This window comes from Rohdeia mirabilis (assembly GCA_007750655.1).
Classification (GTDB): Bacteria; Planctomycetota; UBA1135; order UBA1135.
This window is the reverse complement of record CP036290.1, coordinates 316,635-335,513: the sequence shown is the minus strand read 5'-3', so window position 1 is coordinate 335,513 and position 18,879 is coordinate 316,635. Positions and strand designations below refer to the sequence as shown.

Below are 18,879 nucleotides of genomic sequence, written 5' to 3'. Positions count from 1 at the left end.
CCGCTCACAGGCACGCCGCTCACAGGCACGCCGCTCACCGACACGCAGTCCACCGACACGTCGTCCCGGCTCACTCCCGGACGAGCTGCACGACGCGCTCGACGAACTCGCCCGCGCCGATCTGGATCTCCTGCACGGCGAGCGGCCGGAAGCCCGCGATCTGCGGAACCTGCACCGCGTAGGTCCCGGGCGCGGGGACGGAGAACTCGGTGCCGCGCGCCGTCACGTAGGTGCCGTTGGACGTGCCTTCGGCGTCGACGCGAACCGCTTGGACGAAAGCCGCGAACGTGCCCATCGGGACCGCGGTCTCGCCGTCCATCAGCACGAGGCGGAAGCCGAGACCGCGACGGACGTCGAGCGTGAACGCGTTCACTCCGGCGACCACGTCGAACTGCTGCGGTCCGCTCTCCCAGGCGCTGCCGACCGGCCCGACCTCGATCCTCCCCGGTGGCGCGAAGAACTCGAACAGGCCCGTCTCGAGGTCGACGTCGGCCTGCGCGCGCGTGATGCTGTCCGTGTTCCACGAGCCGAGCGAGTGCCATATGATCGTCGTGAGGCCCGCTTCGGGCCCCGTGGCGCCGGCCGCGTCGCGCGCTTCGATACGAACGCGCGCGGGCGGTGGGAACTCGATGCGCGCGTCGATCGCCCCTTCGGGTCCGACGACGAGTTCGACCGCGAGCATGTGGAAGTGGACGTACGCCACGTAGCGCCCGGGCTCCACCGCGCCCGCGTCGAACGGATACACGCCGTTCGCGTCCGCGGGGAAGCGCACGTCGGGATGGCTGTGGGCGGAGCGGCCGGGGGCCGGCTCGTCGAGCAGTTCGAGGTTCAGGATGAAGCCGGCGCCGAGCCCCCACTCGGGCGGCACCACGACCTCGCCGCGCAGCGGGACCAACACGACTTCGGGCGGCGGTTCGATCGTGACCGCGACGGAGCCGCGCCCACCTTCCGGGACGAGCGCGCGCGCCAGGCCGAGCAGGACCGGCTCCGCGGTCGCTGCCCCGAACTCGACGCGCACGTCGTAGTCGCCGGGCGGGATCGAGTCGATCGCGATCTCGCGCTCGTCGCCGAGGGCCTGCTCGCGGATCAGCGGGCCGCGCTGGCCATTCGCGTTCTCGAGCAGGAGCTGGCGGGTCGCGTCGTCCACCCGCGCGAACACGGGCGTCCCACGGATCCACTCCTCGTAGGGCACTTCGACGCGCAAGGTGGCGCCGCTCGCATCACCGACGAGCGCCACGTCGAGGCCACCGGCGCGCTCGAGCACGATGTCGTGCTGGCCACCGGCGAGCAGATCCACCGTGATCGCTCCCCAGGCATAGCCGGGCGCGCGCACGCGCAGGACCGCCTTCGCCGGTTGGAAGGGGCGGCGCGTGGTCGGCAGTTCGACGGGCGACGCGGCCGCGGCGAACAGGACCTCGCCGCTCGCACCCGGGCTGCGCGGCAGATCGGGGTAGGCGACGTCGTTCTCGATCTCGCGCACCTCGACGCCCTCGAGCTCGAGGCCCGTGTCGACAGCGAGCACGCGCAGGACGGCGGCGTCGACCCAGCGCGCGTTCACGGTCACGCGGCCGTGATCGGGGATCGCGCGCGGCGCCTCCGCATCGAGCCGCGCCGTCCTACCGCCGAGCACGAAGTCCTGGAAACCGAGGCGCGCTTCGAGCGGCACGTCGAGGAACCAACGCCCGTCCTCGATCGCGAGCTTCTCCAGCGTGCCGGTGTTGCCGATCCACACCATCGCGGCCCCCGTGCCGCTCTCGGTGAAGTGCTCGACGCCGGCCGAGTCGCTGACGACCACGGTTCCGTCCACGCGCCGTGTCGGAACGCCGTCCGCGCGCGGGTCGGGAACGACCACGTGCTCGACGGGCGGTGCGACGTCGGCCACGTCGTCGGTCGGCGGCGCGGTGACCGCTTCGCGTTCGTCGTCCGCGAGTGGTGCAACGGGCGCACTGGCCTCGGGGGCGGCCTCTTCGCTCTGTTCGGTCTCGGTCCGCGCGAACGCGTCGCCGTCGCCCTCCGCGGGCCCGCTGAACACCCACACGAGGGCGCCGATTGCGACGAGGAGGGCGAGTGCGAGCGTCCAGCGTTGCGAGTTCATGGCCCGCCGATGCTAGCGACCGTGGACCGCGAGGTGGGGACGGCGCGTGGAGGTGCGACGTCCGACGCCCGTCGCGCAGCCTCGCGGCGAGCCTAGGCCTCGGTCGGTGCCCCGGGCGCGGTGGCCGCGGCCTGCGCCCCACCGCGCGCGACCGAACTCGGCGGGTGCCCCATCACGCGCTTGAACGCCCGACTGAACGCCGCCTCGGAGCGATAGCCCGAGCGGTGCGAGAGCTCGGACACCGTTGCACCGCCGTCGCGCAACAGCGTCGTCGCCACGTGCATCCGCCAGCGCGTGAGGAACTGGATCGGCGTCTCGCCCACCAGTTCCTTGAAGCGCGCCGCGAAGGCCGAACGCGACATCGCCACCGCGCGCGCCAGTGACTCGACGGTCCACGGACGCTCGGGTTCGCGCTGCACGCGCAGGATCGCCGGGCCGATGCGCTCGTCGTCGAGCGCGCCCAACCAACCGGTGCGCGCCGTCGGGTTGTCGGCGATCCACGCGCGGATCGATTGGATCACGAGGATGTCCGCGAGGCGCGTGACCACCGCCTCGCCGCCGGGCATGCGACCGCTCGACTCCGCGCCCATCAGTCGCAGCGTACTCTGCATCCAGTCGGCCTGCGGCGAACTCCAGGCCGACGTGCGCAGGACCTTGGGCAGGAGACGCAACAGGTCGCGCGCCGCCGGGTGGTCGAAGCGCACCGCGCCGCAGATCAGGTGCGTGGCCTCGCCGCCGCCGCCGTGGCGCAGGAACTCGTAGCGCTCGCTCACGCGCTCGACGGGCAGGTCGAAGAAGTCGATGGCCGGCAGTCCGGGCGCGCTCGTGATGACGTGGCCCTCGCCGTGCGGCACGAGCGTGAACTCGCCGGGCGCGAGCCGCTGCGGTTCGAGTCCGTCCACCTCGCACCAGCAGGCGCCCGCGGTGACCACGTGGAAGAGCACGCAGTCGGGCATGGCGGGCAGGGCCACCGACCAGGGCGCGGTCAACTCCGAGCGCGCGTAGACCACGCCGTCCATCCGCAGGAAGTGCAGGGCCTCGCCGAGCGGGTCCGCCGAGGCGGGGAAGGCGTCGGAAGGGGCGCTGGCGGCGGTCGCGGCGGCGTCGTGCCGGGGGTCGTGCTGGGCCATGGCGCCACCCTAGGGGCCGTCGGGCGTCGGTCCAAGCGATCTGGACGAATGAGCATGAACCAGCGACTCAGCGTCATGGAGGCGCCGCCGATGGACGCCTAGGTTGGACGGCATGCAGGTGAAGGGATCGGCGCTGGACCGCCGGCGCCGCCCCCACCGGCCTTCCGACACCCGCTCGAACCGAGCCCACCACCACACCGCCATGAACACCGCCATGCCCACCGAGACCTCCACGCACGACGCCCGCACCGCCCAGCCGCTCACTCTCGTCCTCGCCGCCACCGGCAAGACCGGTCGCCGGGTCGCCGACCGCCTCGAGGCCCGCGGCCTGCCCGTGCGCCGCGCCTCGCGCTCGGCCCAGGTCCCCTTCGACTGGGACGACGCGACGACCTGGGAACCCGCCCTCGCCGGCGTCGAACGCGTCTACGTCGTCTACACGCCCGACCTCGCGGTGCCCGCCGCGCCGGCCGCGATCCAGGCCTTCACCGACCTGGCCGTGCGCCTCGGCGTGCGGCGCCTCGTGCTGCTGTCCGGCCGCGGCGAGGAGGAGGCCCAGCGTTGCGAGCGGATCGTGCTCGACACCGCGGCCGCCGGCGGCGTCGACGCGACCGTGGTGCGCGCGAGCTGGTTCGCGCAGAACTTCAGCGAGGGTCCGTTCGCCGAGCTCGTCCTGTCCGGCACCGTCGCGCTGCCCGCGGGCGACGTGCGCGAGCCGTTCGTGGACATCGACGACGTGGCCGACGTGGCTGTCGCGGCACTCACCGAGGACGGCCACGCGGGCGAGGTGTACGAAGTGACGGGCCCCGAGCTGCTGACGTTCGGCGACGCGATCGCGCGCATCGCGTCCGCATCCGGCCGACCGGTCGAGTACGTGCAGATCCCGATCGACGCGTTCACCGCGGGCCTCGCCGACGCGGGGCTCCCGCCCGCGATGATCGGCCTGCTCGAGTATCTGTTCACGGCCGTGCTCGACGGGCACAACGCGTACGTGACCGACGGTGTCCAGCGCGCGCTCGGCCGCGCGCCGCGCTCGTTCGATCAGTACGCCTCGGACGCGGTCGCGGACGGCGTGTGGGCCCTCGCCACCCAGGAGGCCTGAGCCATGTCCTGCTCCAACCTCACGGCGCGCGAACGCCTCGACGTTCGCCCGGGCGCGACCTGCGCGGTGAACCCATCGAACGGACCGGATCGCCGTCCCGGCGGCGGACTCGGTTCCGACCCCATGGCCGAAGCGGCGCCGCCGCTGCCGGTGCGGCTGCTGTTGGCCGCGAGTGGCCTGGTGGCGATCGGCGTCGGCGCGGCGCTCGCGCTGGACCCGGTCGGGTTCCAGGCCGCCCAGGGGATCGACGCAAAGCACCTCGCGGTCGGCCACCACGCGAGCGCTCTCAGCGAGCTGCGCGCGCCGGGTGGCGCCCTCGTCGCGATCGGACTCGTGGCGCTGGCGGGAGCCTTCCGCGCCTCGCTCGCCTCGGCGGCGCTCGTCGCGGCGGCGGCGGTCTACCTGGGCTACGGCCTGGCGCGGCTCTCGAGCCTGGTGCTCGACGGGCGACCGTCGGACGAGCTGCTCGTGGCGTTGGGGTTCGAGCTCGTGCTCGGCGGGCTCTGTGCACTCGCGCTGCTGGGACGCGCTCGGTCCACGCCCGCGCAGCGTTGACGGCCAGGAGCGCGGGTGCGGGAGGAGCGCTGTGCGCGCGCCCTCCGCTCCCGCGACAGTTCGCGACCGGTCGGCCACACTGGGCGCGGCCGCCCGCTCCTCCCACCCGCCCCACCATGCTCCGCAAACTCCCCTTCGCCTCGCTCGCCGCTTTCGTCCTCGGCCGCTCGAACACCGCCCCGAAGGACGTGACCGAGGACGCGCGCTGGAAGGACACGTCGTTCTTCGACCTCGAGGTCCGCACGCTCGAGGGGCGCGAACAGAAGCTCGCCGACCTGCGGGGCCAGGTCGTGCTCGTCGTCAACACGGCCAGCAAGTGCGGCCTCACGCCCCAGCTCGAGGGCCTGCAGACCCTGCACGAGCGCTACGCCGAACGCGGCCTCGTGATCCTCGGCTTCCCCAGCAACCAGTTCATGGGCCAGGAGCCCGGCACGCCCGAGGAGATCGCGACCTTCTGCCAGCGCAACTACGGCGTCGCCTTCCCGATGATGGAGAAGGTGGAGGTGCAGGCCGGCCCGGGCCAGTCGCCTGTCTACGGCCTGCTCGGCTCGCGCACGGGTCAACTGCCGGACTGGAACTTCGCCAAGTACCTGATCGCGCGCGACGGCTCCTCGGTGCAATTCTTCGGCGCGCGCACCGAGCCGCTCGGTCCCGAACTCACGGGCGCGATCGAAACGCTGCTCGACGCGTAGACGCGGCGGCGGCTGGGCGCACGAACGGTCGGGCTCAGTCGTCCCCGAGTTCGGCCCACTCCTCCGCGATCTTCCGGTAGCCCTGGCCCGGCTCCGCGAGGTCCCAGCTGTCATAGGTCGCGGCGAGCGACCAGGCCGCGTCCTTCGTCTGCCAGTCGTCGGGCCCGCCGATCTCGAGCATGGCCTCGTAGGACTCGGTCAACGCCTCGACGGCCTCCTCGTAGCGCTCGAGTCGCAGCAGCGAGCGACCGCGGGAGGCGAGATAGGCGTAGATCATGGCGCTGGTCGGATCGAGCGTCGCCCGCGCGCTCTCGTAGCTGAAGGTCGCCAGCTCGAGCGCCTCCGCGGGCGATCCGTGGTCCTCGAGCACCTTCAGCAGATCGTGGGCCGCGTAGAAGAAGGGCTCGGACTCGGGGCCGTCGACCTCGACGACGGTGTCGTACACCTCGCGCCGATGGCGCAGGGCGTCGTCCCACCGTCCGAGCTTCACCGCGGCATCGCCGAGCCCCTCCAGCGTCTTCAGCGTCATCCAGTGCGTGTCGCCCAGGGTTCGGCGCTGGGCCTCGAGCACCTCGACGAGCAGCTCCTGCGCACCGGCGAAGTCGCCCCGACGCATGAACGACTGCGCGTAGTTGTACAGGGCGTTGAGCGTCGTCAGGTGGTCGTCGCCGTGCGTGAGCCGCCGCGCCTCGTAGACCTCCCTGTAGATCTGCTCGGCCTCGTCCTCCTCGCCCACGTACAGGAGAACGTGCGCCAGTTGGATCCGGGCCAGGAGCGTGGAAGGATCGCTCTCACCGAGCACGGACACGTGCAGTTCGTACGCGGCGCGCAGCAGCTCTTCGGCTTCCTCGAGCGCCCCGACCTCCGAGAGCACGTTGCCGAGGCTCGTCAGCGCCCACAGCGAGTCGAGCGACTCGGGGCCGGTGGTCTCCACCAGACCCGCGTACGCGGCGCGCAACAAATCCTCCGCCGCCTCGAAGTCGCCGAGCATGGAGAGCAGGACCCCATGGGTCCCCAGCAGCTGGAGCAGCTGTGGATCGTCCGCGTCCCGCGTCCGACGGGCGATCTCGACCGCTTCTCGGATGTACACGTCGGCCTCGGACGTGCGGTCCATGTCGGCGAGGCTCGCCCCCATGTCGGAGAGGGCGAGGAGCAGCTCGGACTCGTCCTCGGCCCCGTGCTCGCGCCAGATCTCGACGACCTGCTGCAGGGGACCCAGCGAGCGCTGCGGCAGCCCGAACTCGGCGAAGGTGACCGCGAGCGAACGCAGCATGCGCGCGCGCACCCGCGGCTGGCCCACGAGCTCGCGCTGGATCGCCATGTAGGAGCGCTCCAGCACGTTCTTCTCGATCGTGCCCAGCGCGATGTTGCTGAAGTTGATCGGAGCGAGCGCCGCGTCGAAGGCGGGACGCTCGGCCTCGGGGACGGCCGCGAGCAACGCCTCGCGCAGCTGGGCGCCCATGGCCTGGACGTCGATCCCGTTGAGCTGCGCCGTCTGGAAGGCCGCCACGGTCTCCAGTTCCTCGGCACGCGCGAGGGCCTCGGCCTCCGCCTGCGTCGCGCGCTCCGCCTCGGCGACGGCGCGCGCCTCACTCTCCTGGGCGGCCGCGCGCTGCTCGGCCTCGGCTTCCCGCGCGAGCGTGGCGCGCTCGGCCTCCGCCACGGCGCGCCGCTCGCTCTCCTGGGCCGCGGCGCGTTGCTCGGCCTCGGCCGCGGTGGCGAGCTGGGCCTGGGTGGCCGCCGCGTCCGCACGGTCGCGCTCGTCCAGCGCCCAGACCAGCCCCCACGTCGTCCCGACCATGCCGGCGACGAGGACCACGAGGACGATCGCCGCGGCGACGACCTGGGCGCGGTTGCGCTTCACGAACTTCGCGAAGCGGTAGCGCGCGCTCGGCGGACCCGCGGTGACCGGCTCGTCGGCCAGGTGCCGCCGCACGTCCTCGGCCAGAGCGGTCGCCGACTCGTAGCGCCGCTCGCGATCCTTCTCGAGGCAGCGCATGACGATCCAGTCCAGGTCGCCCGAGAGCTGGGAGCGCAGCTCCTTCAGGCCCACGCGCCGCAGCTGCGCCGTGCGCGTCCCGGTCTCGCCGAGCGAGCTGAGCCGCGTGCTCGGCTTGGGCGGCTCCACCTCGCGGATCGCGCGCATCATCTCGTCGTAGCCCGATTGCACGAGCGTCGCGATGTCGAACGGCGTCGTGCCCGTGAGCAGCTCGTACAGCAGCACGCCGAGCGAGTAGATGTCCGCGCGCGTGTCGATGTCGAGGCCGCCGCGTTCGGCCTGCTCGGGCGCCATGTAGGCCGGCGTGCCGATCACCTGGCCGACCTGGGTCAGCAGCGTCTCCGCGTCGCCGTCGCCCTCGGTGGCCTTGGCGATGCCGAAGTCGATGACCTTGGGCACGGGCGCGCCGTCCTGCAACGCGACGAGCACGTTCGACGGCTTGATGTCGCGGTGCACGAGCCCCTTCTGGTGCGCGTGCTGGATCGCGCCGCACACCTCGGTGAAGAGTTCGAGCCGCGCCGTGGTGTCGAGCTGCGCGCGGTCGCAGTGCTCGACGATCGGCACGCCCTCGATGTACTCCATCACGAAGTACGGGCGGCCGCCGTCGGTCGCCCCGGCGTCGAGCACCTTGGCGATGTTGGGGTGGTCCATCACCGCCAGCGCCTGGCGCTCGGCGGCGAAGCGCGCGATGACCTCGCGCGTGTCCATGCCCAGCTTGATGATCTTGAGCGCGACGTTCCGCTGGACCGGCTCGGTCTGCTCCGCGAGCCAGACCGTGCCCATGCCGCCCTCGCCGATGGGCTCGACGAGGATGTAGTGGTCGATGCGCTGGCCGGCGACCTCGGCGGCGGGCCCGCCCGGGGGGCCTGCGGCGGGAACGGGTGCTCCCGCCGCGCCGTCGCCTCCCGCCAGCGCCCGCACCTCGCGCAGCAGCTCGGCGTCATCCCCGCACGCGCGCTCGATCATCGTCTCGCGCCGCGCCGCGGGCAGGTGCTGGACGTCGGCGAGGATCTCGCGGGCGCGGGTGTGGCGGTCGGTGGACATGGGGGCGGAGCACGAGTCTACAGGCCGTCCTGGAGCCGACGGCCGCCACGATGCGACACCGAACGACGTCCGCACGCGCTCCCGACGCCTCAGCGGTTCCGGCGCGCCCCGCCGAGAGCCCACGGGCTCGTGCACGGGGGGGCGGTCGCCCGTGCGGGAGCCCGGCGCTCAGTCCGCGCCCAGCCGGTCGAGCAGCACGCGCCGCCCGCGCTCCGCGCTCAGGTACGCGGCGTAGACCACCCGCGTCACCTCCAGGCCGAGCTCGCCGCCGGCCCGCGGCGCGTCGCCGTCCGCCAGGTCCTCGGTGACGCGCCGCGGCCGCTTCGACGTGCCGCCGCTCCCACCTGGGCCGACCCATGTCGCGATCGATGCAGCCACGCACCACGCGGTCGCCGAGTCGAACGAGCAGCGGTTCACGACGAACTGGCCCGACGGACTCCAGCCAGCCTCGTCAGCACCGTGCAGCACTGGGTCGTGGATCCGGCGGGGCGGCGTCGTGTCCTCGAACGGGCCGACGAGCACCCTCCGAGGACCGAGCACGGGGCCAGGTTCAGGACCGCCCGACCGCCGCCCGAGCCGCACAGCCGCGCGAATCGCGCAGAAAGGTGGCGCCAAGCCTGGATTCGTGACCCAGTGGCTCGGAGTCGCCCATCGGTCTGTTCGGCTCCTTTCTGGGTCGGAAGAGGAAACCTCCTCGACCCTCTGCTTCGAGACGGCGATTCGAAGTCGCCTCGCTCAACCTCTGCCCGACCTCCGATGCACGCCTCCAACACCGCTACCCCGACGCTCCGCGCCATCGCACACGCTGCACTCGCCACGGCCGCCACCGGCCTTCTCGCGGCACTGGCCGCGCCGCCGTGCTTCGCCGCGTCCGCGCTCCAGCTCGACGAGCTGTCGGGAGCCGATCGAACGAGTCTGCACGCCGTCTACGAGACCAGCCGCCACCGCATCTTCACGACGGATGACGGGCACGAGGCACGCTGCTCCCTGCAGCAGTACCGAACGCGCTTCGACGCGCGCGGCTTCACGGTGACGTCCGACGCCGGCGACTGGGAGTTCGGACTCGAACTCAGGGCGTTCGGCCGCGACGGGGTCCTCGTACCGGCGTTGGCTCGCGGAGCGCACTCGGTCGAGGGCAGCCGGTTGGAGGCGACCTGGAACGAAGGCCTGGTCGAGTGGTACGTGAACGGCGCGCGCGGGCTCGAGCACGGCTTCGAACTCGCGGACGCTCCCGCGGGAGAGGGCGAGGTCGTCCTCGCACTCGCCGTTCGCGGTGGACTCCTCGTCGAGATCTCGGACGACGCCCGTACCGCCGTGCTCCGCGATGCCACGGGGACCGCGATGGCTCGCTACGCCGACCTGCTCGTCGCCGACGCGCTCGGCCGAGAGCTGCCGGCCGAACTCGCCGCGACCGACGAAGGATTGTCGATCCGCGTCGACGACACGGACGCTCGGTATCCGATCACGATCGACCCCCTCGTCGAACAGGCGAAGCTCGGAAGTGCGCTGCAATCCGGTTTCGGAGTGTTCGACCTGTTCGGCAGCGGCGTCGCGGTCTCCGGCGACACCGTCGTCATCGGCGCGGAGCTGGAGGACGGCGACTCGACGGGCGTGAACGGCAACCAGGCGAGCAGCGGCGCCACCGACTCGGGGGCGGCCTACGTCTTCGTGCGCAGCGGCTCCACCTGGACCGAGCAGGCCTACTTCAAGGCCTCGAACACCGGCGCCGGGGACCACTTCGGCTGCAGCGTGAGCATCGTGGGCGACACGATCGTCGTCGGCGCGAACCAGGAGCGGAGCAACGCGACCGGCGTGAACGGCGACCAGATCGACGACACGTCCCTCGGGGCCGGAGCTGCGTACGTCTTCGTCCGCTCGGGAACGACCTGGACACAGGAGGCCTACCTCAAAGCGTCCGACACACAGCCGTCGTCCGGGTTCGGTGGAAGAGTCGACGCGTCGGACGACACGATCGTCGTCGGAGCGAGCGGGGCGAATGCCGCGTACGTGTTCGTGCGCGCGGGGGCGGTTTGGTCGCAACAGACGAAGCTCCAGCCGTCCAACCTGGATCCGGGCGACGCCTTCGGATCCGATGTCGCCATCTCGAGCGACACGGTCGTCGTCTCGTCGGTGCTCGAGGACAGCAATGCCACGGGTGTCGGCGGGAACGAGAGCGACAACAGCGCTCAGAAGTCTGGCGCGGCATACGTCTTCGTCCGCTCCGGAGCGAACTGGAACCAGCAGGCCTACCTGAAGGCGTCCAACACCGACCAGAGCGACGAGTTCGGCTGCAGCGTGGACGTGTCGGGCGACGTGGTCGTCGTCGGTTGCGCATGGGAGGACAGCTCCGCGACGGGCGTCGACGGGGCGCAGAACGACAACGGCGCCAACCTCTCCGGTGCGGCCTACGTCTTCGTTCGCTCGGGTACGAGCTGGGCCCAACGCGCCTACCTCAAGGCATCGAACACGGACGCGAACGACTGGTTCGGGAACAGCGTAGCCGTCTCCGGAACGACGATCCTGGTCGGTGCGCCGAACGAGTGGGGCCCCTCCTCGGGGATCGACGGGCCACAGGGCGATTCCGTCTTCGCCCAGCTCTCCGGCGCCGCCTACGTCTTCGCGCGCCAGGGTCCGACCTGGGTCCAGGTCGCCTACGTCAAGGCGTCCGACGCCAGTGCGAGCTCCTACTTCGGCACGAACGTCGACCTGGCGGGTGACACCTTCGTCGTGAGCGGCGTCAATCCGTGGCAGGAGTACGGTCAGGCCTACGCCTTCGACCTCGACCACTGGGAGCTGATTCCTGGCTGCTACGGCAACGGCGCGACGTACGTCGAACCGTTGTTCCCCGCCCGCATCAGAACGACCGTGCCGCTCGACCTGCTCGGATCGGTCGTGAGCGACGGTGTCGTCGCGACCTACTACGGCACGAAGAGCGTCGATGCCTCGGGCTGCGGGGTGCAACTCGCCGCGACCCAGGAGCTGCTCCTCGCTCTCTCCCCGTTCCCCACCTACTACGCGCTCTCGACCATGACCGGGGGCGTCGCCACCATGCCGCTCGCCGTCCCGAACGTTGCCAGCCTCGTCGATCTACGTGTCACGCTGCAGTCGGTCGTCGTCGATACGGCCACCTTCGCGAGCGAGTTCTCGAACGGGATCGAGTTCCGCATCGTTCCCTGAGCTCGGTCTGAAGCCCTCCGGTGGGGCGCGATCGAGTCCGGGACCTCGACGGTCGACGCTCTCGGCCGCACTGCCGATCTCGGAGCGGCGCGTCGGGTGCAGGACGAGGAGGTTCTTCGCGGCCGCCGCTTCCACCCGTCGACAGGGAACGGAACGCCTCGGAGCGAGCACGGGCGGCCGAGCTGGAGGCCCCGAGCCCACCTCGCCGCTGGCCCCGAGCCGGCTCGCTGCGCGAAGTCCCGGGTGAGCTCCGCGCCCGCTTCCACCGGAGCCATCGCCGTACGTCCACGACGCGCCGACGCCCCACCCGCACCGATCTCCGGAGCTCGGCGGGGATCGCCGACCGCGGACTTGGCCGAGAGCCGATCCAGTAGGGTGGTCGGGCAGCGAGACCGACCCCATGACCACCACCACGTTCCCCTTCGACAACACCTACGCCCGCGAGATGGAGGGCTTCTGGATGGCCGCTCGTCCGGCGGCGGCGCGCGCGCCCAGGCTCGTGGCCTTCAATCGCGAACTGGCGCTTGAGTTGGGGCTCGACGCGGACGCGCTCGACTCCGAGCTCGGCGCGCGAATCTTCAGCGGCATGGAACTGCCCGAAGGCGCGCAGCCCATCGCCCAGGCCTACGCGGGGCACCAGTTCGGCGGCTTTTCACCGCAATTGGGCGACGGGCGCGCGCTGCTGCTCGGCGAATTGGTGGACGCGCACGGACGGCGCCGCGACGTCCAGTTGAAGGGTTCGGGGCCGACGCACTTCTCGCGCGGTGGCGACGGGCTGTCGGCGCTCGGACCGGTGCTGCGCGAGTACCTGGTCAGCGAGGCCATGCACGTGCTCGGTGTGCCGACCACGCGCGCGCTCGCCGCCGTCGTCACGGGCGAGCAGGTCTACCGCGAGGAGCCCCTGCCCGGCGGGGTGTTCACGCGCGTCGCGTCGAGCCACCTGCGCGTCGGGACCTTCCAGTACTTCGCGGCGCGCAACGAGATCGAGAAGGTGCGGCAATTGGCCGACTACACGATCCGTCGCCACGACCCGGACCTCGAAGGCGCGGACGACCGCTACTTCCGCCTGCTCGAGCGCGTGCGCGACCGCCAGGCCGAGCTGGTCGCCCACTGGATGCGGCTCGGCTTCGTGCACGGCGTCATGAACACCGACAACACGTCGCTCAGCGGTGAGACGATCGACTACGGCCCGTGCGCGTTCATGGAGCGCTACGACGAGGGCACGGTGTTCAGCTCGATCGATCGCAACGGGCGCTACGCCTACGGTCGCCAGCCGCGCCTGGCCCTGTGGAACCTGGCGCGCTTCGCCGAGACGCTGTTGCCGTTCATCGACGACGACAAGGACCGGGCCGTCGAACGTGCGATCGAAGCGGTCGAGGAGTTCGGTCCGCGCTACGAACAGCGCTGGCTCGCGCACATGCGGGCGAAGATCGGGCTGGCCACCGAGCGCGACGGCGACGCCGAGCTGGTCGGTGCGCTGCTGGCGGCGATGTACGCGGGCGAGATCGACTTCACGAACGCGTTCCGCGCCCTGTGCGAAGCGGCCGGTGGACAGCGCGAACCGGTGCGCACGCTGTTCGGGGGCGAGCCGGCGATCGACGCGTGGCTCGAGCGCTGGAACGAGCGACTCGCGCACGAGTCCGCCGAACCCGCCGCGCGCGCCGCTGCGATGGCACGCGTGAACCCGGCCTACATCCCGCGCAACCACAAAGTGGAAGAGGCGCTCGCGGCAGCGGTCGAGCGCGACGACTTCGGACCGTTCCGCGAGCTGCACGCGGTGCTGTCGCGCCCGTTCGACGCGCAGGAAGGTCGCGAAGCCTACGCCCAGCCGGCGCCGAGCGACGCGGAGCCGTACCGGACGTTCTGCGGGACGTGAGCGGGGCGGGGTCGAGCGAGCGCGGCAGCGAGCTCGCGCGCCGCTGCGAGTGAACCGCTCGGGGAAAGGCGGACTCGGCGCCACTCGCTGCGAGAGCGAGTGGCGCCGAGTCGCGTGATGCGGTGGCCCGCGCCGTGTCTCCGCGCTCAGCCGCGGCTGTACGTCAGCTCCATCACGACGTACTCGTCCGTCCCCTCGCGGAAGTCGTACATGTGCATCGTGTAGCTGCCGTCGCCGTTGTTCTTCACCGTCATCCGCGACGGGCGACCGTCGGGCGTGAAGATGTCGCGGTTGACGCCGTGGTACTCGATCAGGCCGGGCTCGATCTCGGTGCCGTGGGAGATCCAGACTCCCGTGTTCATGTTGTCGACCCAGATCGACCAGTAGCGCTGGGTAACGTTGTCGAACCCCTGGTGCAGGAGACCCTCGTAGGGCGTGCCCATCATTTCGCTCGCGAACGACTCGACGGTGAAGCGCCCGCCGAACAGCGACGTGATCCGCGCCGTGGCCGTCATCGGCGTCGCTTCGCCGCCGGGCGCCATCCAGTACGCGCCTTCGACTTTCCAGGTGCCGGCGCGCGCCGCGAGCATCGCGTGCTGCGGGCCGAGCGCTCCCGCGGCGCCCATCGCCTCCATGAAGGCGGGATTCGCCATCGGGTCGTCGCCCCAGTCGACCCATTCGACCTGGCTGCGGTCGTGAATGCCGCGGTGGTGGTCGCCGGTGCTGTTGCAGCCGGTGAGAGCGAAGGAGAGAGCGAGGGTGACGAGGAGTCGGATGCGCATGAAAACTCGGGGAGGAGGCTGGGCGGAGCGCGAAAGAACGGCCGACCCTACCACTGAACCGCTGGCCTGGCGCGCGAGCGACCGGCCCCACGTGGGGGCGCGGCGCGACGTCGTTGGGAGAGCGACGTGAAGCGTGTTCGGACCTCGGACCTCGAGCATCGGGTGGCGGGTGCGCACCACGACCTGGCCCTCGCTGCGAACGGCTAGTCGACGTGCGCGCCCGATTGGTCACCTTCGACCAGCCGCTCCTCCGCCGTTCTGGCTACGAACACCTCAGGATCCTCGGCCGCCATCTCGCGGATCCAGCTCCGCAGGAACCAGCGGTCCGATCCGCGCCGCAGGTCGCGCCACCCGAGCAGGCTGATGACCAGCGCGCCGAGCGTGTCGACGATCAGATCCCACATCGTGTCGACGAGCCCGCTCTTCTGCATGTTCAGCCCGAACGTGCTGTCGGCAGTGAATTCGAAGATCTCCCACAGCGCGCCGAGCCCGACCGCGAACATGAACGCGAAGAGCGCGACGAAGCCGGGCTTCAGGTGCATGGCGATGCGCTCGTGCTCGTTCATCACGTGCACGAGCAGGAACCCGAAGATACCGAGCAGCATGCCCGACCCCGTGTGCAGCAGCGCGTCCCACCACCAGAAGCGTTCGTAGTACCCGTGCACCTCGCCGAGCCCGAGCGATGCGTACACGAAGACGACCGCGAGCAGTTCCATCTGCGGCGGGAGGTTCACGCGGAAGCGGCGGCCGAGGGCGAGGGGCAGAAGGGTCGCGCCGACGATGCCGAGCGTGGTCAGGGCGGCGAGGTAGCGGCCCTGGACGACGGCGAGGATCGCACCGAGGACGAGGACGGTGCGCAGGGCGAGGATGGCGCGGGTGGCGAGGGGCATGGGGTAATCCGAGGCGGTTTCGCGCCGCCGGACCGCATCAGATGTCCGTCAGCACTTGATCGAGAGGCTCGACGCCACAGTCGATGAGAAACTCAGCGGTCTTGTCGTAAAACTCCGGAAGCCGTGTGGCATCGGATGCATCTCCTCGAGGAACGTAGATCACCACGCCCTGCCGGGCACGCGTCAAGAGCACTCGGTATGCGTTGGTGAGGTATCGCACTTTCTCGACCCTGTGCACCTTGTTCCACTTCGTGCCTACGAAGGAGAAACAGGACCAACCACTCTTCCCATACCGGAAGTTCGCATCCCAGCACACTCCAACCCAGTCGAGCTCGAGCCCTTGGATGTCGAACTCCGTCGCCGCATCCTCGAGAGCGAAACTTGAACGTACGTCGTCGCTCGGGTTGAGGAACCACTCGGCGGCCTTGATCCGTGTCTTGACGTGGAGGCCACTCGGCTTGAGCCGCACCGCGCCTGAAGATGCGACCAGGCCGAAGCGCTCAGAACCTCGAGCTTTTTCGCGCAACCATCTGCGCGCCTGATCGATGTCACGCGTGAGAACGAACGGATACTGACCCAACTCCACGGCCTGCCTTCGGGCTTCCCTGGCATCGGCGCGGACAATCCCCGAGACGAAAGCAGCTACGCTTTCCGATCGAAAAGAACGCAGGCTGACTCCGAGATGGAGGTCGGGCGCCCTACGGGAATCCCGGAGGCCCTCCACGAGTTCATGGAACTCGTCGCCATCGAAGTACTCAGCGCCCGAGATTCGGTCGGAGTACGCCACAGTCCACCCGGGAAAGTGCTTCCAGAGGGCATCAAACCACCCCATCAAGCCCGCCTCTCCCGTGTTGATCTCCTGGCCGCCACCGACGAGGCACACCACCACAGCCCAATCGGTGTGGCGATCCATGACGGATAGCAGAAACTGCGGCTCCGACATGTTGAAGCCGGCCTGACCACGCTTCTCCTGCATGAACTTGGTCGCCATGGCCTGATCCCACGCGCGCTGAGCCTCGTCGAAGACCACAACGTGCTCTGCGGGAGCGCTTCGCGACGTGAGTGCATCGTCACGAAAGTGGCGCACGTTCTGGATGAATGAGTTGGCGCGTCGCTTCGCGTCGTCCTTCTTGACCTTGGCTTCAGCAACGCGGGCTCGCTCGACGTCATCGCGCGCGAGCGCCTCTCGAAGCACAGTAACCAAGGGGTCGTTCCCTGACAGAAAGACGGCGTGCTCATCCTCATGCGCCCGATGCCGGCGGGTCGCCACGTTTAGCCCGGCGAGCGTCTTGCCTGACCCTGGAACACCCGTGACGAAGCACACAATCTTCTTCCTTTCCGCCTTCGCCTCATCGATGAGAGCGTCGATGGCGGCGGCTGTGCGCGAGAGATTGATTGCACCGGCATCCGAGCGTGAGATCTCGGCTACCGAGTGGCCAGCGTAGAGAGTCCGAGCGGCCTCAACGATCGTCGGCGTCGGCTCGTAGCCGGATTCGCGCCACGCTTCGGCGTTTATCGAGGCTGACTTGTACTCGAGCGCCGCCTCTATCACGTCGACCAAGCTCTCGCTGTTGGCGTAGAGAGGTGCGAAGACTGCGTCCTCGGAATACACCAGGCGCGGCTCCTCTCGCTGTGCCCTGGTCGCAACAACGATCGGAACAATCGGAGCTTCGCGCGACCCCGCGTGGAAGTTTTTAAGGTCAAGCGCGTAGTCGAGAGCCTGGGCAGCAGCGCTGGCCGTGTAGTTCGACTCGCCCACCTTGTACTCAAGAACGAAGATAACACCCTCGAGGAGGAGCACAGCGTCTGCGCGCTTCCCCATACGTGGGATGCTCAGCTCGAGGAAGACGTGGCCGGTCGTCCATTGCTTGAGGCTTGACTGCAAGTGTGCAATCTCGACCTCCCATGCGCCCCGCTGGAGGTGCTCAGTGGCATGTCCATGCGCCTTGACAAGTCGGCCCAAGACGGCCTCCGGGTCTACCGCGCAGAAGTCGCGGAACGAACAGTCAAAGTAGGCGCGGTTCATGGCGACTCAGTGTGCCGCAGCTCGAGGCCTCACCGTTCCGACTTCGAGAGTTTGGTTGCTGCGTACTCCACGGTTGGGCTGGTCCACAGTGGCTCTCCGAGCTCCTGCACCAACGGCCCTCACCCCCCCAACCGCACCCCCACCGCATTGCTCACGAAGTTCACCTGGATCGGGCCCAGGAAGTCGATCACGCAGAACGCGTGGTGCAGCTCGATCCCGATCAGGCTCGGACTGAGCCCGGGCGGCAGGGTCAGCGTCACCTGCGCGACGCCCTGGGCGTCGAAGAAGCCCGACATCTGCGACAGGACACCGCCGCCGAACGTGCTGAGCAGCAACTCGAAGTAGGCGTCGTAGTTCAGCGGCAGCAGCAGGCCGCTGACCGGATCGAGCGTCCCCGGTGCCGTGCCCGACGCGCTGCCGAGCAGGACGAACGGACCCGTCGCCGCACCCGGGCCCATGGTCAGCGTCAGGTCGATCGCGCCGCCCTGGGAGAGGCTGATCTCGCTCCCCGAGGCCATGAGCGGCGGCGCCAGACACACATCGGGAATGCCGTTCCCGTCGAAGTCGGTCGCGAGGCCCGCCGCGATCGCCACCGTGTCCGGCACGCCGTCGCCGTCGCAGTCCTGTGCACTCGGCGGCAGGATCACGCGCTCGGAGCCGATGTACACCACGCCGTCGGGCAGCGTCCCCGTCGTGCCGGGCGGACCCGTGCAATACCACGTGCTCCCGATGCCGCCGCGCACCGTCGACGCCGACTCGACGAGCCGCAGCGACTCGACTCCCGTCCCGCCCGCGCCCTGCGTGAGCAGGTTCGTGTCGTAGAAGCCGCAGTCGATCGCCTGCAGATCGCCGTCGCCGCCGCGCACCGACGATCCCACCGCGACCACCGTCGTGCCCAGCGCAACGATTCCGGTCGGCGAGTCGGGCGGGAATGCGATGTCGGTCTTCGAGTCCACCGGCTCGACGTTCGTGTCGATCAGCACGAGGAAGTCCACGCCCGTCAGCTCGATGGCCGGCGCGCCCTCGGCTCCACCGTTCAACCCGGTGAACTGCGCACCCGCGATGTCGCAGCTCGTGAACCACACCTGATCGAAGCCCGCCCCGACGACGCGCCTGCGCGGACCGTTCACGCCGACGTGCGCGTTCAGGTCGCCGTCGCACACCAAGTTCCCGATCCACACCACACCGCTCCCCGGCCCAGCGAGCGTCACGTGCGGCTGGCCACACGCGATCGGTGCCGGCCCGGGCGACAGGCACGGATTCAGCGTGAACGCGGGCACGCCGAGGATCTGCAGCGGCTTGTCGACGACGATCGGCTCGTACTCGCCGCCGAACACGACGAGCGTGTCACCGGGCTGGGCCGCGTCGATGGCGGCCTGCAGCGCGGAGGACGACGTGGGCTGAACGTCGGTGACGGACTGGGTGGGCGGAGCGAGAAACGTCGAGGGAACGGCGAGAGCGAGCGCGAGGCAAGCGAGCGCGACCATGGGGGGCGAGTTGTGAGGGGGCGACGA

General features: G+C 70.3%; 13 protein-coding genes. 5 read left to right on the top strand and 8 right to left on the bottom strand.

Annotation, left to right across the window (positions count from 1 at the left end):
• Positions 1-70: 70 nt before the first annotated feature.
• Positions 71-2,095, bottom strand: coding sequence for a hypothetical protein (locus Pla163_RS01230; protein WP_145182358.1), 2,025 nt, complete (start codon positions 2,093-2,095; stop codon positions 71-73).
• Between the two features lie 92 nt (positions 2,096-2,187).
• Complete coding sequence (locus tag Pla163_RS01225) at positions 2,188-3,225, bottom strand: AraC family transcriptional regulator (RefSeq protein WP_145182353.1); 1,038 nt, start codon at positions 3,223-3,225, stop codon at positions 2,188-2,190.
• 202 nt (positions 3,226-3,427) lie between these two features.
• Between Pla163_RS01225 and Pla163_RS01220 the strand changes: the two genes are divergently transcribed.
• The 3 genes from Pla163_RS01220 to Pla163_RS01210 all read left to right on the top strand — a co-directional run bounded on the left by Pla163_RS01220 (position 3,428) and on the right by Pla163_RS01210 (position 5,571).
• A complete protein-coding gene (locus Pla163_RS01220) occupies positions 3,428-4,324 on the top strand; it encodes a Rossmann-fold NAD(P)-binding domain-containing protein (protein ID WP_419186183.1) in 897 nt (298 codons plus the stop codon).
• 3 nt (positions 4,325-4,327) lie between these two features.
• A complete protein-coding gene (locus Pla163_RS01215) occupies positions 4,328-4,879 on the top strand; it encodes a DUF4345 domain-containing protein (RefSeq protein WP_145182350.1) in 552 nt (183 codons plus the stop codon).
• A gap of 116 nt (positions 4,880-4,995) precedes the next feature.
• On the top strand, positions 4,996-5,571 hold the full coding sequence (locus Pla163_RS01210) for a glutathione peroxidase (RefSeq protein WP_145182347.1): 576 nt from the start codon (positions 4,996-4,998) through the stop codon (positions 5,569-5,571).
• Between the two features lie 34 nt (positions 5,572-5,605).
• On the opposite strand, the gene Pla163_RS01205 is transcribed toward Pla163_RS01210, so the two are convergent.
• The gene (locus Pla163_RS01205) at positions 5,606-8,614 is read right to left on the bottom strand and encodes a serine/threonine-protein kinase (protein ID WP_145182344.1); all 3,009 of its coding nucleotides are present in this window, start codon (positions 8,612-8,614) and stop codon (positions 5,606-5,608) included.
• Positions 8,615-8,782: 168 nt separating this feature from the next.
• Positions 8,783-9,082, bottom strand: a complete 300-nt coding sequence (locus Pla163_RS01200) for a hypothetical protein (RefSeq protein WP_145182341.1) — start codon at positions 9,080-9,082, stop codon at positions 8,783-8,785.
• A 288-nt stretch (positions 9,083-9,370) separates the two neighbouring features.
• Here Pla163_RS01200 and Pla163_RS01195 point away from each other — a divergent pair, with 288 nt between their 5' ends.
• Together Pla163_RS01195 and Pla163_RS01190 are read left to right on the top strand one after the other, a co-directional pair.
• Positions 9,371-11,791, top strand: a complete 2,421-nt coding sequence (locus tag Pla163_RS01195) for a hypothetical protein (protein WP_145182338.1) — start codon at positions 9,371-9,373, stop codon at positions 11,789-11,791.
• A 400-nt stretch (positions 11,792-12,191) separates the two neighbouring features.
• The gene (locus tag Pla163_RS01190) at positions 12,192-13,667 is read left to right on the top strand and encodes a protein adenylyltransferase SelO (RefSeq protein WP_145182335.1); all 1,476 of its coding nucleotides are present in this window, start codon (positions 12,192-12,194) and stop codon (positions 13,665-13,667) included.
• Positions 13,668-13,813: 146 nt separating this feature from the next.
• Here the strand turns inward: Pla163_RS01190 and Pla163_RS01185 are convergent, their stop codons facing one another.
• The 4 genes from Pla163_RS01185 to Pla163_RS01170 form a co-directional block, all read right to left on the bottom strand.
• The gene (locus Pla163_RS01185) at positions 13,814-14,449 is read right to left on the bottom strand and encodes a DUF1579 family protein (protein WP_419186182.1); all 636 of its coding nucleotides are present in this window, start codon (positions 14,447-14,449) and stop codon (positions 13,814-13,816) included.
• A gap of 203 nt (positions 14,450-14,652) precedes the next feature.
• A complete protein-coding gene (locus Pla163_RS01180) occupies positions 14,653-15,339 on the bottom strand; it encodes a DUF2238 domain-containing protein (RefSeq protein WP_419186181.1) in 687 nt (228 codons plus the stop codon).
• 37 nt (positions 15,340-15,376) lie between these two features.
• Entirely contained in the window at positions 15,377-17,365 is a 1,989-nt protein-coding gene (locus Pla163_RS01175; RefSeq protein WP_145182329.1) for a DUF2075 domain-containing protein, read from the bottom strand.
• Positions 17,366-17,484: 119 nt separating this feature from the next.
• Positions 17,485-18,852 (bottom strand): hypothetical protein, encoded by a 1,368-nt coding sequence (locus tag Pla163_RS01170; protein ID WP_145182327.1) that lies wholly within the window; start codon positions 18,850-18,852, stop codon positions 17,485-17,487.
• Positions 18,853-18,879: the final 27 nt, after the last annotated feature.

Bases quoted from the DNA above. Each gene is read 5' to 3' on its own strand.
- Pla163_RS01230 (WP_145182358.1), bottom strand. From the start codon at position 2,095: ATGAACTCGCAACGCTGGACGCTCGCACTCGCCCTCCTCGTCGCAATC.
- Pla163_RS01225 (WP_145182353.1), bottom strand. From the start codon at position 3,225: ATGGCCCAGCACGACCCCCGGCACGACGCCGCCGCGACCGCCGCCAGC.
- Pla163_RS01220 (WP_419186183.1), top strand. From the start codon at position 3,428: ATGAACACCGCCATGCCCACCGAGACCTCCACGCACGACGCCCGCACC.
- Pla163_RS01215 (WP_145182350.1), top strand. From the start codon at position 4,328: ATGTCCTGCTCCAACCTCACGGCGCGCGAACGCCTCGACGTTCGCCCG.
- Pla163_RS01210 (WP_145182347.1), top strand. From the start codon at position 4,996: ATGCTCCGCAAACTCCCCTTCGCCTCGCTCGCCGCTTTCGTCCTCGGC.
- Pla163_RS01205 (WP_145182344.1), bottom strand. From the start codon at position 8,614: ATGTCCACCGACCGCCACACCCGCGCCCGCGAGATCCTCGCCGACGTC.
- Pla163_RS01195 (WP_145182338.1), top strand. From the start codon at position 9,371: ATGCACGCCTCCAACACCGCTACCCCGACGCTCCGCGCCATCGCACAC.
- Pla163_RS01190 (WP_145182335.1), top strand. From the start codon at position 12,192: ATGACCACCACCACGTTCCCCTTCGACAACACCTACGCCCGCGAGATG.
- Pla163_RS01185 (WP_419186182.1), bottom strand. From the start codon at position 14,449: ATGCGCATCCGACTCCTCGTCACCCTCGCTCTCTCCTTCGCTCTCACC.
- Pla163_RS01180 (WP_419186181.1), bottom strand. From the start codon at position 15,339: ATGCCCCTCGCCACCCGCGCCATCCTCGCCCTGCGCACCGTCCTCGTC.
- Pla163_RS01175 (WP_145182329.1), bottom strand. From the start codon at position 17,365: ATGAACCGCGCCTACTTTGACTGTTCGTTCCGCGACTTCTGCGCGGTA.
- Pla163_RS01170 (WP_145182327.1), bottom strand. From the start codon at position 18,852: ATGGTCGCGCTCGCTTGCCTCGCGCTCGCTCTCGCCGTTCCCTCGACG.